17 protein-coding genes are annotated in these 18,180 nt (G+C 73.8%); 3 read left to right on the top strand and 14 right to left on the bottom strand.

Annotated features, from left to right (window positions below):
- Positions 1 to 4: 4 nt before the first annotated feature.
- From nuoK to ATJ88_RS03815, 12 genes are all read right to left on the bottom strand, one after another.
- Positions 5 to 304 carry an NADH-quinone oxidoreductase subunit NuoK gene (gene nuoK / locus ATJ88_RS03870; RefSeq protein ID WP_098462693.1) on the bottom strand — a complete coding sequence of 100 codons (300 nt, stop codon included), beginning with the start codon at positions 302 to 304 and terminating at the stop codon, positions 5 to 7.
- A complete protein-coding gene (locus tag ATJ88_RS03865; protein WP_098462692.1) occupies positions 304 to 1,110 on the bottom strand; it encodes an NADH-quinone oxidoreductase subunit J in 807 nt (268 codons plus the stop codon). The genes nuoK and ATJ88_RS03865 overlap by 1 nt, the downstream gene beginning before the upstream one ends.
- Entirely contained in the window at positions 1,107 to 1,889 is a 783-nt protein-coding gene (gene nuoI, locus ATJ88_RS03860; RefSeq protein WP_211287460.1) for an NADH-quinone oxidoreductase subunit NuoI, read from the bottom strand. The genes ATJ88_RS03865 and nuoI overlap by 4 nt, the downstream gene beginning before the upstream one ends.
- Positions 1,886 to 3,235, bottom strand: coding sequence for an NADH-quinone oxidoreductase subunit NuoH (gene nuoH, locus ATJ88_RS03855; RefSeq protein ID WP_098462690.1), 1,350 nt, complete (start codon positions 3,233 to 3,235; stop codon positions 1,886 to 1,888). Before nuoH ends, nuoI begins: the two co-directional genes overlap by 4 nt.
- On the bottom strand, positions 3,232 to 5,844 hold the full coding sequence (locus ATJ88_RS03850) for an NADH-quinone oxidoreductase subunit G (RefSeq protein WP_098462689.1): 2,613 nt from the start codon (positions 5,842 to 5,844) through the stop codon (positions 3,232 to 3,234). The genes nuoH and ATJ88_RS03850 overlap by 4 nt, the downstream gene beginning before the upstream one ends.
- Entirely contained in the window at positions 5,844 to 7,178 is a 1,335-nt protein-coding gene (gene nuoF, locus ATJ88_RS03845) for an NADH-quinone oxidoreductase subunit NuoF (protein ID WP_098462688.1), read from the bottom strand. Before nuoF ends, ATJ88_RS03850 begins: the two co-directional genes overlap by 1 nt.
- Positions 7,171 to 8,127, bottom strand: a complete 957-nt coding sequence (gene nuoE / locus ATJ88_RS03840) for an NADH-quinone oxidoreductase subunit NuoE (RefSeq protein WP_098462687.1) — start codon at positions 8,125 to 8,127, stop codon at positions 7,171 to 7,173. Before nuoE ends, nuoF begins: the two co-directional genes overlap by 8 nt.
- Positions 8,124 to 9,473 carry an NADH-quinone oxidoreductase subunit D gene (locus ATJ88_RS03835; RefSeq protein WP_098462686.1) on the bottom strand — a complete coding sequence of 450 codons (1,350 nt, stop codon included), beginning with the start codon at positions 9,471 to 9,473 and terminating at the stop codon, positions 8,124 to 8,126. Before ATJ88_RS03835 ends, nuoE begins: the two co-directional genes overlap by 4 nt.
- Positions 9,470 to 10,222 carry an NADH-quinone oxidoreductase subunit C gene (locus ATJ88_RS03830; RefSeq protein ID WP_098465102.1) on the bottom strand — a complete coding sequence of 251 codons (753 nt, stop codon included), beginning with the start codon at positions 10,220 to 10,222 and terminating at the stop codon, positions 9,470 to 9,472. Before ATJ88_RS03830 ends, ATJ88_RS03835 begins: the two co-directional genes overlap by 4 nt.
- 17 nt (positions 10,223 to 10,239) lie before the next feature.
- The gene (locus ATJ88_RS03825) at positions 10,240 to 10,791 is read right to left on the bottom strand and encodes a NuoB/complex I 20 kDa subunit family protein (RefSeq protein ID WP_098462685.1); all 552 of its coding nucleotides are present in this window, start codon (positions 10,789 to 10,791) and stop codon (positions 10,240 to 10,242) included.
- Between the two features lie 58 nt (positions 10,792 to 10,849).
- Positions 10,850 to 11,212: an NADH-quinone oxidoreductase subunit A gene (locus tag ATJ88_RS03820; protein WP_098462684.1), complete on the bottom strand. Its 363-nt coding sequence runs from the start codon at positions 11,210 to 11,212 to the stop codon at positions 10,850 to 10,852.
- A gap of 105 nt (positions 11,213 to 11,317) precedes the next feature.
- Positions 11,318 to 12,631 (bottom strand): geranylgeranyl reductase family protein, encoded by a 1,314-nt coding sequence (locus ATJ88_RS03815; RefSeq protein WP_098462683.1) that lies wholly within the window; start codon positions 12,629 to 12,631, stop codon positions 11,318 to 11,320.
- Positions 12,632 to 12,853: 222 nt separating this feature from the next.
- Between ATJ88_RS03815 and ATJ88_RS18035 the strand changes: the two genes are divergently transcribed.
- Positions 12,854 to 13,027, top strand: coding sequence for a YtxH domain-containing protein (locus ATJ88_RS18035; protein WP_141538607.1), 174 nt, complete (start codon positions 12,854 to 12,856; stop codon positions 13,025 to 13,027).
- A gap of 407 nt (positions 13,028 to 13,434) precedes the next feature.
- Here the strand turns inward: ATJ88_RS18035 and ATJ88_RS03810 are convergent, their stop codons facing one another.
- Entirely contained in the window at positions 13,435 to 14,133 is a 699-nt protein-coding gene (locus ATJ88_RS03810) for a demethylmenaquinone methyltransferase (protein ID WP_098462682.1), read from the bottom strand.
- 80 nt (positions 14,134 to 14,213) lie between these two features.
- Here ATJ88_RS03810 and ATJ88_RS03805 point away from each other — a divergent pair, with 80 nt between their 5' ends.
- Positions 14,214 to 15,587, top strand: coding sequence for an isochorismate synthase (locus ATJ88_RS03805; RefSeq protein WP_098465101.1), 1,374 nt, complete (start codon positions 14,214 to 14,216; stop codon positions 15,585 to 15,587).
- An 87-nt stretch (positions 15,588 to 15,674) separates the two neighbouring features.
- Positions 15,675 to 16,283 carry a TetR/AcrR family transcriptional regulator gene (locus ATJ88_RS03800; protein WP_098462681.1) on the top strand — a complete coding sequence of 203 codons (609 nt, stop codon included), beginning with the start codon at positions 15,675 to 15,677 and terminating at the stop codon, positions 16,281 to 16,283.
- Between the two features lie 168 nt (positions 16,284 to 16,451).
- Here the strand turns inward: ATJ88_RS03800 and ATJ88_RS03795 are convergent, their stop codons facing one another.
- The gene (locus ATJ88_RS03795; protein WP_098462680.1) at positions 16,452 to 18,131 is read right to left on the bottom strand and encodes a S1C family serine protease; all 1,680 of its coding nucleotides are present in this window, start codon (positions 18,129 to 18,131) and stop codon (positions 16,452 to 16,454) included.
- Positions 18,132 to 18,180 lie beyond the last annotated feature (49 nt).

Here is an 18,180-nt window from a genome sequence, read left to right as displayed (position 1 = left end):
CCCCTCAGCTCTTCAGCAGGTTGACGTCGTCGACCGAGGCCGACCGGCGGGCGCGGAAGATCGTCACGATGATCGCGAGCCCCACGACGACCTCCGCGGCGGCGACGACCATGACGAAGAACGCGAGCACCTGCCCGGTGACGTCGCCGTGCATGCGGGCGAACGTGACCAGGGCGAGGTTCGTGGCGTTGAGCATGAGCTCGACGCCCATGAACACGACGATCGCGTTGCGGCGCAGCAGCACCGTGGTGGCGCCCAGCGCGAAGAGGATCGACGCCAGGTAGAGGTAGTTCGTGAGCTCCATCAGCGCTCCTCCTCGGGGGCGGTCTCCGGGTCGTCGACCGGGGCCGTCAGGCGCGGCACGAGGGTCTCCTCGGCCGTGAGCAGCTCCGTGGCCGAGCGCTCCTGCCCGCGGATCCGCAGGACGCGCGGCACGGAGTGCTCCAGCGGCCGCCCCTGCGGGTCGAGCGCGGGCGTGTCCATCGCGTTGTTCTGCGCGTAGACGCCGGGGGCGGGCAGCGGGGTGAGGGTGCGCCCGGACGGCAGGGCGGCGACCTTCGCCTCGGCGAGCGCACGCTGCGTGGGCTTGCGGCCCAGCCGGCGGCGGTGGGTGAGGACGAGTCCGGCGAGCGCCGCGGTGACCAGCAGGATGCCGACGGCCTCCATGGCGACGACGTAGTGCTGCATGACGATGCGGGCGAGGGCCACCGGGTTGGTCACCTCGTTGGCCGCGGCGAGACCCTGCGGCGGCGGGAACGTGGCCTGCGAGATCACGCCGCACAGGACGGACGCCAGGCCGACCCCGAGCAGGATCCCGACCCAGCGCTGCCCCTTGATGGTCTCCGTGAGGGAGTCCGCGGCGTCGACGCCGACGAGCATGAGGACGAAGAGGAACAGCATCATCACGGCGCCGGTGTAGACGACGATCTGGACGATGCCGAGGAACGGCGCCTCCTGGGCGACGTACAGGACGGCCAGGCCGATCATGACGAACACGACGCAGACCGCGGCGTGCACGGCCCGGCGGGCGAACAGCAGCCCGGCGGCGGCCAGCACCATGAGCGGCGCGACGACCCAGAAGAGGACGGCCTCGCCGCCGGACACCGTCATGCGCGGGCCTCCTGCTCGTGGACGGTCCAGCGGCCGTCGAGGTTCGACTCGTGCGCGGCGGCGCGCTCGGCCTCCGCGCGGTCCTGGTCGGGGCGCAGCTCGTGCTGGGCGGGGACGGGCGGCGGCGCGTCGCCCGCCACGACGGCGGCGGCGTCGTCGAGGGTGGCGTCGTCGGGCCGGTGCTCGCGCACCCAGTCGACCTGCGCCGCGGTGGGCGCGGTGACCTCGCCCCGGTAGTACTCGGTGTCGGTGGTGCCGTCGGCCATGGGGTGCGGCGCGGCGAGCATGCCCTGGGCGAGCGGCGCGAGGATGTCCTGCTTCTCGTAGATCATCCCGGCGCGGGTGGGCCCGGCGAGCTCGTAGTCGTTGCTCATCGTGAGGGCCCGCGTGGGGCACGCCTCGATGCACAGCCCGCAGAAGATGCAGCGCAGGTAGTTGATCTGGTAGACGCGGCCGTAGCGCTCGCCGGGGCTCATGTGGGCCTCGGGGGCGCCCTCGACGGCGTCGGCGTTGTCGGCGCCCTCGACGTAGATGGCGTCCGCGGGGCACGCCCAGGCGCACAGCTCGCAGCCGATGCACTTCTCCAGCCCGTCGGCGTACCGGTTGAGCTGGTGACGGCCGTGGTAGCGGGCCTGCGGGGGCGTCTTGCGCCGCGGGTACTCCTCGGTGACCGCGGGCCGGAACATCGAGGCGAAGGTCACCCCGAACCCGGCGACGGGGGCGAGCAGCTCGCCCAGGGGTCCCTTGGTCGGGCGCAGCGGCTCGTACGGCGTGGTCATCGCGTCTCCTCCTCGTCGTCGGGCGCGGTGGCGGTCGTGGTCGTGGTGCCGGCGGCGTCGCCGGCGGGTTCCGTCCCGGCGGGCGGCACGTGACGGCGGGCACGGGGCGAGGGCGGCAGGCTCTGCCCCGGCAGCGGGGGCACCGGGAAGCCGTGGGCGAACGCGTCGAACGGGGCGTCGTCGGGCTCGGTGGCGTCGGGCTGCTTGCGGGCCGGCCACAGCCACAGGGTGACCAGGACGACGGCGAGCGCCACGAGGATGCCGACGATCAGCTGGGTGCGGGTGACGCCCGCCAGGCCGAACCACTGGAACGTCGCGAGCACGACCAGCCAGCCGAGGGCGAACGGGATGAGGACCTTCCAGCCGAACACCATGAACTGGTCGTAGCGCAGCCGCAGCAGGGTGCCGCGGATCCACACGAACACGAACATGAGCAGCCAGACCTTGGCGAGGAACCACAGCAGCGGCCACCAGCCGGTGTTGAGCACGCCGTCGCCGATCAGCGACAGCGGCCAGGGGGCGCGCCAGCCGCCGAGGAACAGGGTGGTGGCGACGGCCGACACGTTGAGCATCGCGATGTACTCCGCGAGGAAGAACCACGCGAACTTCATCGACGAGTACTCGGTCATGTAGCCGGAGACGAGCTCGCCCTCGGCCTCGGGCAGGTCGAACGGGAGCCGGTTGGTCTCGCCGACCATCGAGATGAGGAACACGACGAACGCGGGCGCCAGCGGCACGAACCACCACAGCTCGGCCTGGGACGCCACGATCGAGGAGGTCGACATCGACCCCGCCATGACGAACACGCTCACCAGGGACAGGCCCATCGCGAGCTCGTAGGAGATGACCTGCGCGGTGGAGCGCACCGACCCGAGCAGCGGGTAGGTGGAGCCCGACGACCAGCCGCCGAGCACGATGCCGTACACGCCGATCGACGCGCACGCCAGGATGTACAGCACCGCGACGGGGAAGTCGGTGAGCTGCAGCGGGGTCGTGAAGTCGGTGAACGGGATCGTGACGCTCGGCCCGAACGGGATGACGGCGTACACCAGCAGGGAGCAGAACACCGAGATCATCGGTGCCAGCAGGTACACGACCTTGTCGGCCCGGGTGACGGTCATGTCCTCCTTGAGCAGGAGCTTCATGGCGTCGGCGAGCGACTGCAGGAGGCCGAACGGGCCGTGCCAGTTGGGTCCGGGACGCAGCTGCATGCGCGCCACGACCTTGCGCTCGAACCAGATGGCGAAGAGCACGCTGGTCAGGAGGAAGACGACGATGAGCACGGCCTTGACGACCGACACCCAGATCGTGTCGTTGCTGAAGTCGGCCTCGACGCCGGGGATCATGCGCCGGCTCCCTTCTCGGCGGGGGTGACGCGCACCGGGTCGCCCGGCGAGACGCCGAGCGTGTCGTGGACGCGGCACCCCACGCTCGCCAGCGGCAGCCACACGACGTGGTCCACCATCTCCGTGATGGCGACCGGCAGGGTGATCGCCCCGCGGTCGGTCGCCACGGTGACCAGGTCGCCGTCGAACACGTCGAACCCGGCCGCGGTGACCGCGCTGAGGCGGGCCACCGGCGTCTTGGCGGTGCCCGCGAGGAACGGCTCGCCGTCCTGCAGGGCCCCGTCGTCGAGCTGGAGCCGCCAGCCGGCCAGGACGGCGCTGCCGTCCGGGACCGGAGCCGGGTCGACGGGCTGCTGGTCGGGGGCGGCGGCCCGATCGCCCGTCCAGGCGGGCAGGGCCGCGACCGCGCGGTGCGCGGCGGCGGGCTCCAGGGTGCCGAGGTCGACGTCGAGCCGGGCGGCGAGCGCGTCGAGGACGCGGTGGTCCGGCAGCGCCGACGACTCCAGCGCCTGGCCGAAGGACCGGACGCGGCCCTCCCAGTTCCAGTAGGACCCGGCGCGCTCGACGGGCGGCGCGACCGGCAGGACCACGTCGGCGAGGTCGGTGACCTCGGAGCGCCGCACCTCCAGCGACACGACGAACCGTGCGGCGCCGAGCGCCCGGCGGGCGTGCTCCGGGTCGGGCAGGTCGGCGAGCTCCACGCCGCCGACGAGCACCCCGGCGAGCTGTCTGATGCTCAGGGCGTCGAGGATGCCGACGGTGTCGAGACCGCGCGCGGCGGGCAGGGCGTCGGCGTCGATCCCCCAGGCGGCGGCCACCTCGGCGCGTGCCGTGGGGTCGGAGAGGGGGCGTCCGCCGGGCAGCAGCCCGGGCAGCAGCCCGGCCTCCACCCCGCCGCGCTCCCCCGCCCGGCGGGGGATCCAGGCCAGGCGCGCCCCGGTGGCCGCGGCGAGCCGCAGGGCCGCGGTGTACGCGCCGGGCGCGGCGGCCAGCCGCTCCCCGACGAGCAGCACGGCACCGTCCTGCCCGAGCGCGCCGGCGACGTCGGCGAGGAGCTCGTGGTCGGCGTCGGCGGGGACGAGGTCGCCGGCGGCCTGCGCGGCCAGGGTGCCCAGCCACTCGGCCTCGGTGCCGGGCGCCCCCGGCAGCAGCGTCCCGTCGAGCCGGGCGAGGCCCCGGCTCGCGAACGGTGCCACGGAGAAGACGCGGGTGCCGCGGCGCACCCCCTTGCGCAGCCGCAGGAACGTGACCCCGGCCTCCTCCTCGGCCTCCAGGCCCGCCAGGAGCACGGCGGGCGAGGCCTCCAGGTCGCCGAACGTCACGCCGACGCCCGTCCCGGCGACGGCGTGCGCGAGGAAGTCCGCCTCCTCCACCGAGTGGACGCGGGCCCGCTGGTCGACGTCGTCGGTGCGCAGCACGGTCCGCGCGAACCGGGACCACGCGAAGGCGTCCTCGACGGTGAGCCGGCCCCCCGGCAGGGCGGCCACGCCGCCGTCGTCGCGGGCCGCGGCGAGGCCCTGCGCGGCGACCTCGAGGGCCTCCACCCACGAGGCGGGGCGCAGCTCCCCGTCGGTCCGCACCAGCGGGGTCGTCAGGCGGTCGGGCGCCGACTGCCACGTGAACGCGAAGCGGTCCTTGTCGGTGATCCACGACTCGTTGACCACCGGGTCCTCGCCCGACAGCCGCCGCATCACCGTCCCGCGGCGGTGGTCGACGCGGATCGCGGAGCCGCAGGAGTCGTGCTCGGCGACGCCCGGCGTCGACACGAGGTCGAACGGCCGGGACCGGAACCGGTAGCGGGCGCCCGTCAGCGCCCCCACCGGGCAGATCTGCACGGTGTTGCCCGAGAAGTACGACGCGAACGGCTGCCCGGAGGTGTCCGGGAGGGCGACGCCGAGGGGGATGTCCACCGGGCCGGCGGCCCGGGCCGGTGCCTCGTCGTCGCCGTGACCGTGGCCGCCGCAGGGCGGCGCGAAGTCGAGGATCTCCTCGTCGAACCGGCCGATCTGCTGGTGCGCGCCCCGTTCCTGCAGCGCGATGAACTCGTCGCCCGCGATCTCCTCGCTGAACCGGGTGCACCGCTGGCACAGCACGCACCGCTCCCGGTCGAGCAGCACCTGGGTGGAGATCCGGATCGGCTTGGGGAACGTCCGCTTGACGTCCTCGAAGCGGGACTCGGCCCGCCCGTTCGTCATCGCCTGGTTCTGCAGCGGGCACTCGCCGCCCTTGTCGCACACGGGGCAGTCCAGGGGGTGGTTCATGAGCAGCAGCTCCATGACCCCCTGCTGCGCCTTGTCCGCCACGGCCGACGTGCGCTGCGTCCTGACGACCATCCCCGGGGTGACCGTCATCGTGCAGGACGCCTGCGGCTTCGGCATGGGCCGCAGGTTGCCCTCGCGGTCCGGCATCGCGACCTCGACCAGGCACTGCCGGCAGGCGCCCGCGGGCTCCAGCAGCGGGTGGTCGCAGAACCGCGGGATCTCGATGCCGACCTGCTCCGCGGCGCGGATGATCAGCGTGCCCTTCGGCACGGTGACCTCCACCTCGTCGATGGTGCAGGTCACCGTCTCCACCGGCGTGGAGGCCGGCTTGTCGGTGGTGGCGGTCATCAGCGGCCTCCCGCCCCGGCGAGCGCCGTCGGCGCCTCGGGGGTGTCGTCGAACAGGGTGGACCGGGCCGGGTCGAACGGGCAGCCGCGCCCGCCCAGGTGGGCCTCGTACTCGTCGCGGAAGTACTGGATGCTGGACGTGATCGGCGACGTCGCGCCGTCGCCCAGCGCGCAGAACGCCCGGCCGAGGATGTTGTCGCACAGGTCGAGCAGCAGGTCGACGTCACGTTCCTCGCCGAGGCCCGCCTCGATGCGGTGCAGCACCTGCTTGAGCCAGTAGGTGCCCTCGCGGCAGGGGGTGCACTTGCCGCACGACTCGTGCGCGTAGAAGTCGGTCCAGCGGCTCACGGCCCGCACCACGCAGGTGGTGTCGTCGAAGATCTGCAGGGCGCGCGTGCCGAGCATCGACCCGGCGGCCCCGACGGACTCGTAGTCGAGCGGGACGTCCAGGTGCTCCGCGGTGAAGATCGGCGTGGACGACCCGCCCGGCGTCCAGAACTTCAGCTCGTGGCCGGGCCGGACTCCCCCGGCGAGGTCGAGGAGCTCGCGCAGCGTGATGCCGAGCGGCGCCTCGTACTGGCCGGGCGTCACGACGTGCCCCGACAGGGAGAACAGGCCGTGGCCCTGGGACTTCTCGGTGCCCATCCCTGCGAACCAGTCCGCGCCGCGCGCGACGATCCCGGGGACCGACGCGATGGACTCGACGTTGTTGACCACCGTCGGCCGGGCGTACAGGCCCGCGACGGCAGGGAACGGCGGCTTCAGCCGCGGCTGTCCGCGCCGCCCCTCCAGGGAGTCGAGCAGCGCCGTCTCCTCGCCGCAGATGTACGCGCCTGCCCCGGCGTGCACCGTGACCTCCAGGTCGAACCCCGAGCCCTGGATGTCGGTGCCCAGGTAGCCCGCGTCGTACGCCTCGCGCACCGCCTCCAGCAGGCGCCGGTACACGTGCAGCACCTCGCCGCGCACGTAGATGAACGCGTGGTGGCAGCCGATCGCGTAGCTGGTGATGATCACGCCCTCGACGAGGTGCTGCGGGCTCGCCATCATCAGCGGGATGTCCTTGCACGTGCCCGGTTCGGACTCGTCCGCGTTGACCACGAGGTACCGCGGGCCGCCGTCGGGCGGGGGCAGGAAGCCCCACTTCATGCCCGTGGGGAAGCCCGCGCCGCCGCGGCCGCGCAGCCCCGAGTCCTTGACGGCCTGCACGACGTCGCCCGGGTCCATGGCGAGCGCGGCCCGCAGGCCCGCGTACCCGCCGGCGGCCTCGTACGTCGCCAGCTTCCACGACCGGTCGTGGTCCCACGTGTCCGTCAGGACCGGCAGCAGGTCAGTCATCGTCGCCACCCTTCTCCGGCTCCGGGTTCGGCTTCCCGCCGTCGGGCAGGCGAGCCGCCTCGTCGTCCTCCGGCGCGACCTCCGTGCGCTCGGCGCTCGACTGCTCCCCGCCGGTCTCCGGCGCGGCCCCGTCGGCGGAGGCCGGTGCGGGGGACGCCTCGTCGGCGGGCTGGTCGGGCCTGGCGGGAGCCGAGGGAGGGACGACCGAGGCGGATGGCGTGCCCGCCGACGAGGCGTCCCCCGCACCGGTCGGACCCGACCCCGACGGCTCGTCGACCGCCGCGGCAGCCCGCGCCAGGCGCAGCCCGGCGAGCGTCGCGTCCCCCGCCCCGACGCCCTCGTCCGCGCGGCCGTCCGGGAAGCCCGCGAGCACGCGGCTCATCGCCTTGAACGAGCAGACGCTCGCGGCGCCGCGCGTGGGGGCCACGTCCTCGCCGGCGCGCAGCCGGTCGGCGAGCTCGGTGGCGGACTCGGGCGTCTGGTTGTCGAAGAACTCCCAGTTGACCATCACGACGGGCGCGTAGTCGCACGCGGCGTTGCACTCGACGCGCTCGAGCGTGATGGCGCCGTCGGGCGTGGTCTCGTCGTGGCCGACGTCGAGGTGCTGGCTGAGCCGGTCGAAGATGGCGTCGCCGCCCATGACGGCGCACAGCGTGTTGGTGCAGACGCCGACCGTGTACTCGCCGTTGGGGTGGCGCTTGTACTGGGTGTAGAACGTCGCGACGGCGGACACCTCGGCGGCGGTGAGCCCGAGCTGTTCGGCGCAGAACACGATGCCGTCGCGGCTGACGTACCCCTCGACGGACTGCACCAGGTGCAGCATCGGGAGGAGGCCGGACCGCTCGTCGGGGTAGCGGGCCTTGATCCGCTCGGCGTCGGCGGTGAGCGCCTCCAGGGTGGCGGCGTCGTAGCCGGTGCGCGAGCGGGCGCCCAGGGGTTCGGCGGTCATCGGTCCACGCCTCCCAGCACGGGGTCGAGGGACGCGACCGCGACGACGACGTCGGCCACCTGGCCGCCCTCGCACATGACGGACACGGCCTGGAGGTTGTTGAACGACGGGTCGCGGAAGTGGGCCCGGTAGGGGCGGGTGCCGCCGTCGGACACGAGGTGGACGCCGAGCTCGCCGCGGGGGTGCTCGACCGTCTGCCACGTCTGCCCGGCCGGGACCCCGAAGCCCTCGGTGACGAGCTTGAAGTGGTGGATGAGGGCCTCCATCGACTCGCCCATGATGCGGCGGATGTGGTCGAGGGAGTTGCCCTGGCCGTCGGACCCGACGGCGAGCTGGGCGGGCCACGCGATCTTCTTGTCGGCGACCATGACCGGCGCCCCGACGGTGGCGTCGAGCCGGTCGAGGCACTGCTCGACGATGCGCAGCGACTGGTAGCACTCCTCCAGCCGGATGACGACGCGGGAGTAGCAGTCGGCCGCGGTGTCGGTGGGGACGTCGAAGTCGTACGTCTCGTAGCCGGAGTACGGGAACGCCTTGCGGACGTCGTACGGGTGGCCCGCGGAGCGCAGCACCGGCCCGGTGATGCCGAGCGCGAAGCAGCCGGCGAGGTTGAGCGCGCCGACGCCCTGCAGGCGGGACTTGAAGATCGGGTTGGCGAGCATGAGGTCGCCGAGGTCCTTGAGGTAGCCGCGGACCTTCGGCAGGGCGGCGCGCACCTGGTCGGTGAGGTCGGCCGGGACGTCCTGGGCGACGCCGCCGGGGCGCACGTACGCGTGGTTCATGCGCAGGCCGGTGATGGCCTCGAAGATCCGCAGGATCTCCTCACGGCCGGTGAACCCGATGGTCATGACGGTGGTGGCGCCCATCTCGTTGCCGCCGGTGCCGAGGCACACCAGGTGGGAGGCGACCCGGTTGAGCTCCATGACGAGCACCCGGATGACGCTGGCCCGCTCGGGGACGTCGTCGGTGACGCCGAGGAGTCGCTCCGTGCCGAGGCAGTACGCGGTCTCCTGGAAGAACGGCGCGAGGTAGTCCATCCGGGTGCAGAACGTGGTGCCCTGCGTCCAGGTGCGGAACTCCATGTTCTTCTCGATGCCGGTGTGGAGGTAGCCGACGCCGCACCGGGCCTCGGTGACCGTCTCGCCGTCGATCTCCAGCATGAGCCGCAGCACGCCGTGCGTGGACGGGTGCTGGGGGCCCATGTTGACGACGATCCGTTCCTCGCCGATGGCCTCGCGCGCGATCTCGTCCCAGTCGCCGCCGGACGCCTCGAACCCGGCGACGCCGGGCCCGTAGTCCTCCGACGCGGGTCGGGTGGCGTGCGGGATGCCCGCGGTCGCGGTCATGAGTACCGCCTCCTCGTGTCCGGCGGCGGCACCGTGGCGCCCTTGTACTCCACGGGGATGCCGCCGAGCGGGTAGTCCTTGCGCTGGGGGTGGCCGGGCCAGTCGTCGGGCATCTCGATGCGGGCGAGCCCGGGGTGGCCGTCGAAGACGATCCCGAAGAAGTCCCACGTCTCGCGCTCGTGCCAGTCGTTGGCGGGGTAGACGCCGGTCGTGGTGGGCAGGTGCGGGTCCGCGTCGGGGCAGGTGACCTCGACGCGCACCCGGCGGCCGTGCGTGACGGACGTCAGGTGGTAGAGCGCGTGCAGCTCGCGGCCCGGGTCCTGCGGGTAGTGCGCCCCGGACACCCCGAGGGACAGCTCGAACCGGAGGTCCTGGTCGTCGCGCAGCACCCGGCAGACCGCGACGAGGTGCTCGCGCCGCACGTAGAGGGTGAGCTCGGCGTCGGTGCTGGGCGGCTCGCCCTCGGCCCGTCGGCGGGGGTCGGTGACGACGACCCGCTCGACGGCGTCGTCGAACGCGACGCCGGACTCCGCGAGGACCTCGGCGAGCACGTCGACGGCCTCGTCGAACCAGCCGCCGTAGGGGCGGGTCGCGGCCGCCGGCATGGTCAGCACCCGCACCAGCCCGCCGTACCCGGTGGTGTCGCCCGTCCCGTGGACGCCGAACATGCCGGTGTGCTCCCGGACGACCTCCGCCGTCGGGGCTCCCGTGGCGGCGTCGGGGGTGGTGGGGCCCTGGAGGTCCTTCATCACCTCGTCGCCGGCGCTCACCGCAGCAGGCCGATCATCTGGGACGTGGGCGTGGCCTCGAGCGCCGCGGCCTCGGCGGCCTTGGCGACCTCGGCCCGGTTGACGCCCAGCGGGGAGTCGGCGATCTGCTGGTGCAGCGCCAGGATGGCGTTGATGAGCATCTCGGGCCGCGGCGGGCAGCCGGGCAGGTAGATGTCGACCGGGACGATGTGGTCGACGCCCTGGACGATCGCGTAGTTGTTGAACATGCCGCCGCTGGACGCGCACACGCCCATCGACAGCACCCACTTGGGCTCGCTCATCTGGTCGTAGACCTGCCGCACGACGGGTGCCATCTTCTGGCTGACCCGCCCGGCCACGATCATGAGGTCGGCCTGGCGCGGCGAGGCGCGGAACACCTCCATGCCGAAGCGGGACAGGTCGAACCGTGACGCCCCCGCCGCCATCATCTCGATGGCGCAGCACGCCAGGCCGAACGTCACCGGCCACACCGACGCCTTGCGCAGGTAGCCCGCCAGGTCCTCGATCGTCGTCAGCAGGAACCCTGACGGCGCTTCTTCCAGCCCCATGACCCCTCCTCCCCAGGAGTGGTGCCGGCCGCGGCCGGCACCCTTGCCGTTTCGTCCGTCAGACCCAGTCGAACCCGCCGCGCCGCCACTCGTACACGAACGGCACGGTGATGAGCGCCAGGAAGATCAGCATCGCCGCCAGCCCGAACCCGGCCAGGACGGTGAAGTCGACCGCCCACGGGTAGAGGAACACGACCTCGATGTCGAACACGATGAAGGTCATCGCCACCAGGTAGTACTTCACCGGCAGGCGTCCGCCGCCGGTCGCGTGCGGTGTCGGCTCGATGCCGCACTCGTACGCGTCGAGCTTCGCCCGGTTGTACCGCTTCGGGCCGATGACGGCGCTCGCCGCCACCCCGCCGAGCGCGAGGACGCCGGCGATCCCCATGAGGACCAGCACCGGGACGTACGGGTTGCTCATCGGTTCTCCTCCACGGTCGTGCCACATCGTCGTGCCACTGCGGACCTCATGCCGGATCGGCCCCGCCCCGACACCGGGGTGCCTCGTTCCGGGCGTTCCTCGTGCTCATGCCTTCGGCACCACCCTCGTCAGGCCCGCGATGACCCGGTCGACCCAGTCGCCGCCGCGGGGCTCGTAGCAGTCGGACAGCAGCTTGAGCACGAACTGCATGACCACGGGTCGGGGCAGCCCGTACCGCACGCACGCCCGCATGACCGCGGGGTGCTCGATGAGCCGCACGAACAGGCGGCCCAGCGTGTAGTAGCCGCCCAGGTCGGCGCGCATGCGCTCGGCGTAGGTGGCGAGCGTCCGCTCCCGGGCGTCGTCGGTGACGCGGGTGCGGGCCTGCGCGATGGACTCCGCGGCGACGCGCCCGGCCTGCAGGCCGTAGGCGATGCCCTCGCCGTTGAACGGGCTGACCATCCCGGCGGCGTCGCCCACGAGGAACGTGCCGCGCGAGTACAGGGGCGACCGGTTGAAGCCCATCGGCAGCGCCGCGCCCCGCACGGGTCCGGTCTGGTTGTCGGGCGTGAAGCCCCACTCGGGCGGGCTGGTGCGCATCCACGTGTCCAGCAGCGCCCGGTAGTCGTGGCCGATGGCGGACTGCCGCGCCGGGGTCGAGCTCACCGAGCCGAGGCCCACGTTGGCCGTCCCGTCGCCGAGCGCGAAGATCCAGCCGTAGCCCGGCAGGAGGTTGGACGCGCCCGGCGCGCCGTCCCACAGCTCCAGGTGCGACTCCATGAACCGGTCGGCGTGCCGCGACGTGCCCTCGGTGCGGAAGTAGGTCCGCACGGCCGTGCCCATCGGGCGGTCGTCGCGGCGCGTGATCCCCAGGCCCGTCGCGAACCGCGACGACACGCCGTCGGCCGCGACGACCACGGGAGCCCGGTAGGTGCGCACCGCGCCGTCGGCCCGGCCGCGGCCGTCCAGCGGCTGCGAGGTCACGCCGACGACCCGGCCCGAGCGCTCGTCCACGACGGGCCCGGTGACCTTGGCGCGCTCGACCAGCTTCGCGCCCGACGCCTGGGCGTGCTGCACGAGCCGGTGGTCGAGCGACATGCGGGACCGGGCCATGCCGTACCCGGGGTACGTGGTGAGCTCCGGCCACGCGAGCTCCCAGGATCGCCCGCCCGCCACGACGCGCAGCCCCTCGTTGCGGATCCAGCCGTCCTGCTCGCGGGTGTCCACGCCCATGCGGGCCAGCTCGGCCACGGCACGCGGGGTCAGCCCGTCGCCGCACACCTTGTCGCGGGGGAACTCGGCCTTGTCGAGCAGCAGGACGTCGAGACCGGCGGAGGCGCACCAGTGCGCGGTCGAGGCACCGGCGGGGCCGGCGCCCACGACGATCACGTCCGCGTCGTCACCCTGCGCTGCTCGCACTGCTCACCTCCTGGAAAGTGAGACCTCGACGCCATTGCCGAAGCATCCTTGTGAACCCGATCACAACGTTCTGCGAGCACTCTAACCACACTGACGGAAGTCTGTGTAGGAAGGCAAGCCTGACCTCGGCGCGAGTCGGGGCACACTGGCGTCCCGCCAGGTCACGACATACGGTCGAGGGCACACCGCCCGACCGCCCCATCACCCAGGAGGCTCGACATCATGAAGGCCATCACCACCCTCGCCGCCGGCGTCGCGCTGGGGTACTTCCTCGGCACCGACAAGGGTCGCGAACAGCTCGACAAGGCCAAGGGCTGGGCCGTGGACACCTGGAACGACCCGCGCGTCCAGGAGAAGGTCAGCGAGGTCCAGGAGAAGGTCACCAGCAGGTCCTGACGCTCTTCCTCGCTCCCGGCCCGGGTGGGCGAGGGGTGTGCGCGGTCGCGCTCACGGTCGCTGCGCGACCTGCGCTTCCCGTCCGACGACCGCGCACACCCCTCGCCCACCCGGGCCTCGCGCATCACCCTCCGCGGTCGGTCGCACCCGTGCTCGCAGCGCGAGGAGCGACAGCACCGCCACCGACCGACGTCGTCCGTCCTCACCCATCAGCGCGTGATGCACGAGAAGTCACGACCACGATGCGCCCGACGACGAAAGGGCGGGGTGCGGGAGGTCGGCGCGCGGTCGTCAGACCGGAAGCGGAGGGCCCCCTGGGGCCCGTGAGCGCGACCGCGCGCCGATCTCCCGCGCCACGCCCGCACCCGCCCCGAACAGCGCCCGCACGCCACCGACGAGGACGACCCTCAGTCCAGCGGACGCACCGCGCGGTGCAGGGCGACGATGCCGCCCGACAGGTTGCGGTAGCTCGGGCGCTCCCAGCCGGCGTCGAGGAGCAGCGCGCCGAGCTCGGCCTGGTCGGGCCAGGCGCGGATGGACTCCGCCAGGTACTGGTAGGAGCCCTTGTCGCGGGTGACGGCACCGGCGACGGCGGGCAGCGCCCGCATGAGGTAGTTCATGTACAGGGTGCGGAACGGCGCCCAGGTGGGGTGCGAGAACTCGCAGATGACGACGCGTCCGCCGGGGCGGGTGACGCGCAGCATCTCGTGCAGCGCGGTGGAGGTGTCGACGACGTTGCGCAGCCCGAAGCTGATGGTGACGGCGTCGAACGAGGCGTCGGCGAACGGCAGGCGGGTGGCGTCCCCGGCGACGAACGGGAGGTCGTCGCGGCGGGCCTTGCCGACGCGCAGCATGCCGAGGGAGAAGTCGGAGGGGACGACGACGGCGCCGTCGCGGGCGAACGGCTCGCTGGAGGTGCCGGTCCCGGCGGCGAGGTCGAGGACCTTCTCCCCCGGCGACGCGGCGACGGCGTCGACGGTGGCACGCCGCCAGCGGCGGTCCTGCCCGAGGGAGATCAGGTCGTTGGTGAGGTCGTAGCGCGAGGCGATCCCGTCGAACATCGACGCGACCTCGGCGGGCTTCTTCTCCAGGCTGGCGCGGGACATGGCGTCATCGTCCCACGCCGGTCCGCGGGCGGGGGCAGGTGGGCGCGAGGCGTGGGGTCGCGCGGCGTATGGTGGGGGCGATGTCTGCCACGCCCCACCCGGCGCCGGTCCCGCCGTCGGGCGCGTCCGCCGGCACGCCGCCCCCGGCCCCCGAGGCCCAGCACCTCGTGGTGCGCACCGTCCGGATCGATGCGCTGCCGGGCGGTCCGACGGCTCTCGTCGACCTCCTGCCCGACACGCGCCCCTCGACGTGGGTGCGTCGTGGCGACGGCATCGTCGGCTGGGGCGAGGCGTTGCGGCTGGACACGTTCGGCCCGGGTCGGTTCGCGGACGCGGACGCCGCGTGGCGCGCCCTGCTGGCGCGTGCGGTGGTGCGTGACGAGGTGGGGCTGCCGGGCACGGGTCCGGTCGCGTTCGGCACGTTCGCGTTCGACGACGGCCCGGCCGGGGACTCGTTCGACGACGAGCGCCCGCAGGGCACCCTGGTGGTGCCGCGCGTGGTGGTGGGGCGTCGTGGCGACGTGACGTGGATGACGACGACGAGCGTGGGTCCGACGCTGGACGCCCCGGGTGACGCGGCGCTGGCCGCGGTGCGGCGGGCTCCGGTGACGGACCCGGGCCGGGTGGTGCTCGCGGACGGCGCGGTCGGGCCGGTGGACTGGCCGGGCGTGGTCGCGGAGGCCGTGGAGCGGATCCGGTCGGGCGCGCTGGACAAGGTGGTGCTGGCGCGGGACGTCGTGGCGACGACGGAGCGGCCGGTGGACCCGCGGTTCCTGCTGGCCCGGCTGGCCGACGGCTATCCGACGTGCTGGACGTTCTCGGTGGCGGGGATGGTGGGTGCCACGCCGGAGCTGTTGGTGCGCAGCGAGAAGGGCCTGGTGACGTCGCGGGTCCTGGCGGGCACGATCCGCCGGGAGGCGGGGATGAGCGACGACGACGCGCTGCTGCACGCGGCGCAGCTCGCCCGGTCGTCGAAGGACCTGGAGGAGCACGAGTTCGCGGTGCGGTCGGTGGCGGACGCGCTGGAGCCGTTCTGCTCGTCGATGAACGTGCCGGACGCGCCGTTCGTGCTGCACCTGCCGAACGTCATGCACCTGGCCTCGGACGTGACGGGGGTGCTGGACCGGTCGGCGCGGGCGGGTTCGCTCACGCTGGCGGCGGCGCTGCACCCGTCGGCGGCGGTGTGCGGCACGCCGACGGTGGCGGCGCGGGACCTGATCCGGGAGATCGAGGGCATGGACCGGGCGCGGTACGCCGGGCCGGTGGGCTGGGTGGGCGCGGACGGCGACGGCGAGTGGGGTATCGCGCTGCGGTCGGCGGAGCTGGGCGCGGACCCGCACCACCTGCGGCTGTTCGCGGGCTGCGGGATCGTGGCGGCCTCCGACCCGGCGGCGGAGCTGGCGGAGTCCGAGGCGAAGCTGGTGCCGATGCGCTGGGCGCTGGGCGCCGGCTGACCGACCACGTCTGCTGAGGCCGCCTCGGTGGTGCCGGCGCCGAGGGCGCCGTCCGGACGGCCCGCCGGGGCGTCCTATGCTCGGGCCATGGCCTCGGCTCGACGCACCCGGATGAGTCCCGACGAGCGCCGCCAGCAGCTCCTGGCCCTGGGGGTCGCGGCGCTGGCCGACCGCCCGCTCGAGGCGGTCACGGTGGAGGAGCTCGCCGCGCAGGCGGGGGTGTCCCCCGCCCTGGTGCACTACTACTTCCAGAACCGGCAGGGCCTGCACTCCGCCATCGTGCGCACGGCCCGCGACGCGATGCTCCACGCGACCGAGCCGCGCGCGGACCTGCCGCCGCAGGCGCGGCTGCGCGACACCCTGGACCGGTTCGTGGTGTTCGTGCGCGACCACCACGCGACCTTCTACTCGCTGGTGCGGGGTGCGGCGAGCGGCGACGAGAACGTCCGCACCACGATCCAGCACGCCCGCGACGTCCTGGCGGGGCACCTGCAGGACGTCCTGGCGGGGCTGGGCACTCCGCCCGGACCGCTGCTCGACGTCGCGGTGCACTCGTGGATCTCGTTCGCCGAGCAGGCGCTCATCGAGGCCGCGACGGACCCCGACGTCCCGCCCGACGACCTGGCGGCCTTCCTGGAGCGCAGCGCGCTGGGCGTCGCGGCGGCGCTGGAGGCGGCTCCCGGCCCGACCGGCTGAGCGCGGTCCCGGCGCCCCGGGGCGCGCCCGGCCGTGCCGCTCCCCCGCCCTGCACGGACGACCGGCCCGGCACGCGCGAGGCGTGCCGGGCCGGTCGGGGCACCGGACGGGCCGGTGCGGGCCGCGACGACGGGGACGGAGGGGGGAGGGGTCCCGCCGTCACGGAGCTCAGTTGCCGAACAGGTCCTGGAGCCAGCCGGGGATGTTGTCCGGCTGCGTGGGGTCGGACGAGCCGTCCTGGCCCTGGCCCTGGCCGGGCCGCTGCTGGGTGCCGGAGCCGTCCTGGCCCTGCGACCCGTCCGGCGAGCCGTCCTGCGACCCGTCGGTGCCCGACGAGCCCTGGCCGGCCGTCGCCGACTCGTCACGCACCGCGAAGGTGACGTCGACGCTCCGGGTCTGACCGTCACGGACGTACGTGATGGTCGACTGCTCGCCGGCGGTGCGCTCCCGGACGTACGCGGTGAGCGCCTCGGCGCCGTTGACCGGGTCGGAGTCGATGGCGACGATGACGTCGCCCGACTGCAGCCCGGCGTCGGCCGCGGGCGAACCGGCGGTGACGTCGCCGATCTCCGCGCCGCGGCGGGTCACGCCGTCCGCCGTGGCGGTGGCGTCGCCGAGGGTGACGCCGAGGAACGCGTGCTCCGCGGTGCCGGTCTCGATGAGCTGCTGGGACACGTTGGTCGCGAGGTTCACGGGGATCGCGAACCCGAGACCGATCGACCCGGACTGGCTCGACCCGTCCGACATCGTCGCGATGGACGACGTGATGCCGATGACGCGGCCCTGGGCGTCGAACAGCGGCCCGCCGGAGTTGCCGGGGTTCACCGCGGCGTCGATCTGGATGGCGTTGGTCACCACGACGTCCGAGGCGTCCTCGCCGGACGCGGCCACGGGCCGGTCGAGGGCGGAGACGATGCCGGTGGTGGCGGTGTTGGCCAGGCCCAGCGGGTTGCCGACGGCCAGGACGGAGTCGCCGACCTGGACGGCGTCGGAGTCGCCGAGGGTGGCGGGCTGGAGGTCGTCGGGGGCGTCGACGATCTGGACGACGGCGAGGTCGGTCGTCGGGTCGGTGCCGACGATGGTGGCCTCGAACAGGCGGCCGTCGCTGAGGGTGACCTGGACCTTGTCGTCGGACGCGCCGGAGACGACGTGGTTGTTGGTGAGGATGTGGCCGGCGTCGTCGATGACGACGCCGGAGCCCTCGGCGCCGCCGGACTGGCTGGTCACCTGGATCGCGACGACGGACGGCGCGACGGCGGCGGTGACGGCCTGCCAGTCGGGGTTCTGGTCGGTGGAGCTCGCGACGGGCGCGGCGGCGGTCTGCTCGGACGCGCCGACGTCGGCGAGGGACGAGGCGGTGGTCCCGTCGTCGAGGACGGACGTCAGCGCGACGGTGGCGCCGCTGGCGAGCACGGCGGCGGCGCCCGCGGCGACGACGACCGGCACCCAGCGCGACCGCTGCTTGGTGGCGGGCGCCTGCTGGGCGGGCGCGGGGTGCGTCTGCTGGTTCGGGTAGCCGTAGCCCTGCGGCGCACCGGCGGGCACGCCGAACGGCGTGTACGCCTGGGGCCGGGAGCCGCCGTGGGGGGCGGTGCGGGCGGCCTGCTGCGGGGCGGGGTGGGCGCCGTGCTGCTGCGCGGCGACGGGGTGGGCGAACTGGGCCTCGCGCTGCTGGGGCGGCTGCGGGACGGGGTTCTCCTGGCGCGGGGCGTGCTGCGGCTGCTGTGCCGCGGGCTGTGCCGGACGCTCGACGGGCAGCGGCTGGGTGTGCTGCTCGGTGGGGTGCTGCTCCGGGCCCGACTGCGGCTGCTGCGACGGCTGCGACGCGGGGGTGTTGTCGGTGCTCATGGGATGCCCTCTCCTCGAAGTTCTGACCCCAGTGGACCCCCCGATCCTT

This window comes from Isoptericola jiangsuensis (genome assembly GCF_002563715.1).
GTDB lineage: Bacteria > Actinomycetota > Actinomycetes > Actinomycetales > Cellulomonadaceae > Isoptericola > Isoptericola jiangsuensis.
This window is presented reverse-complemented; position numbering and strand designations above follow the sequence as displayed.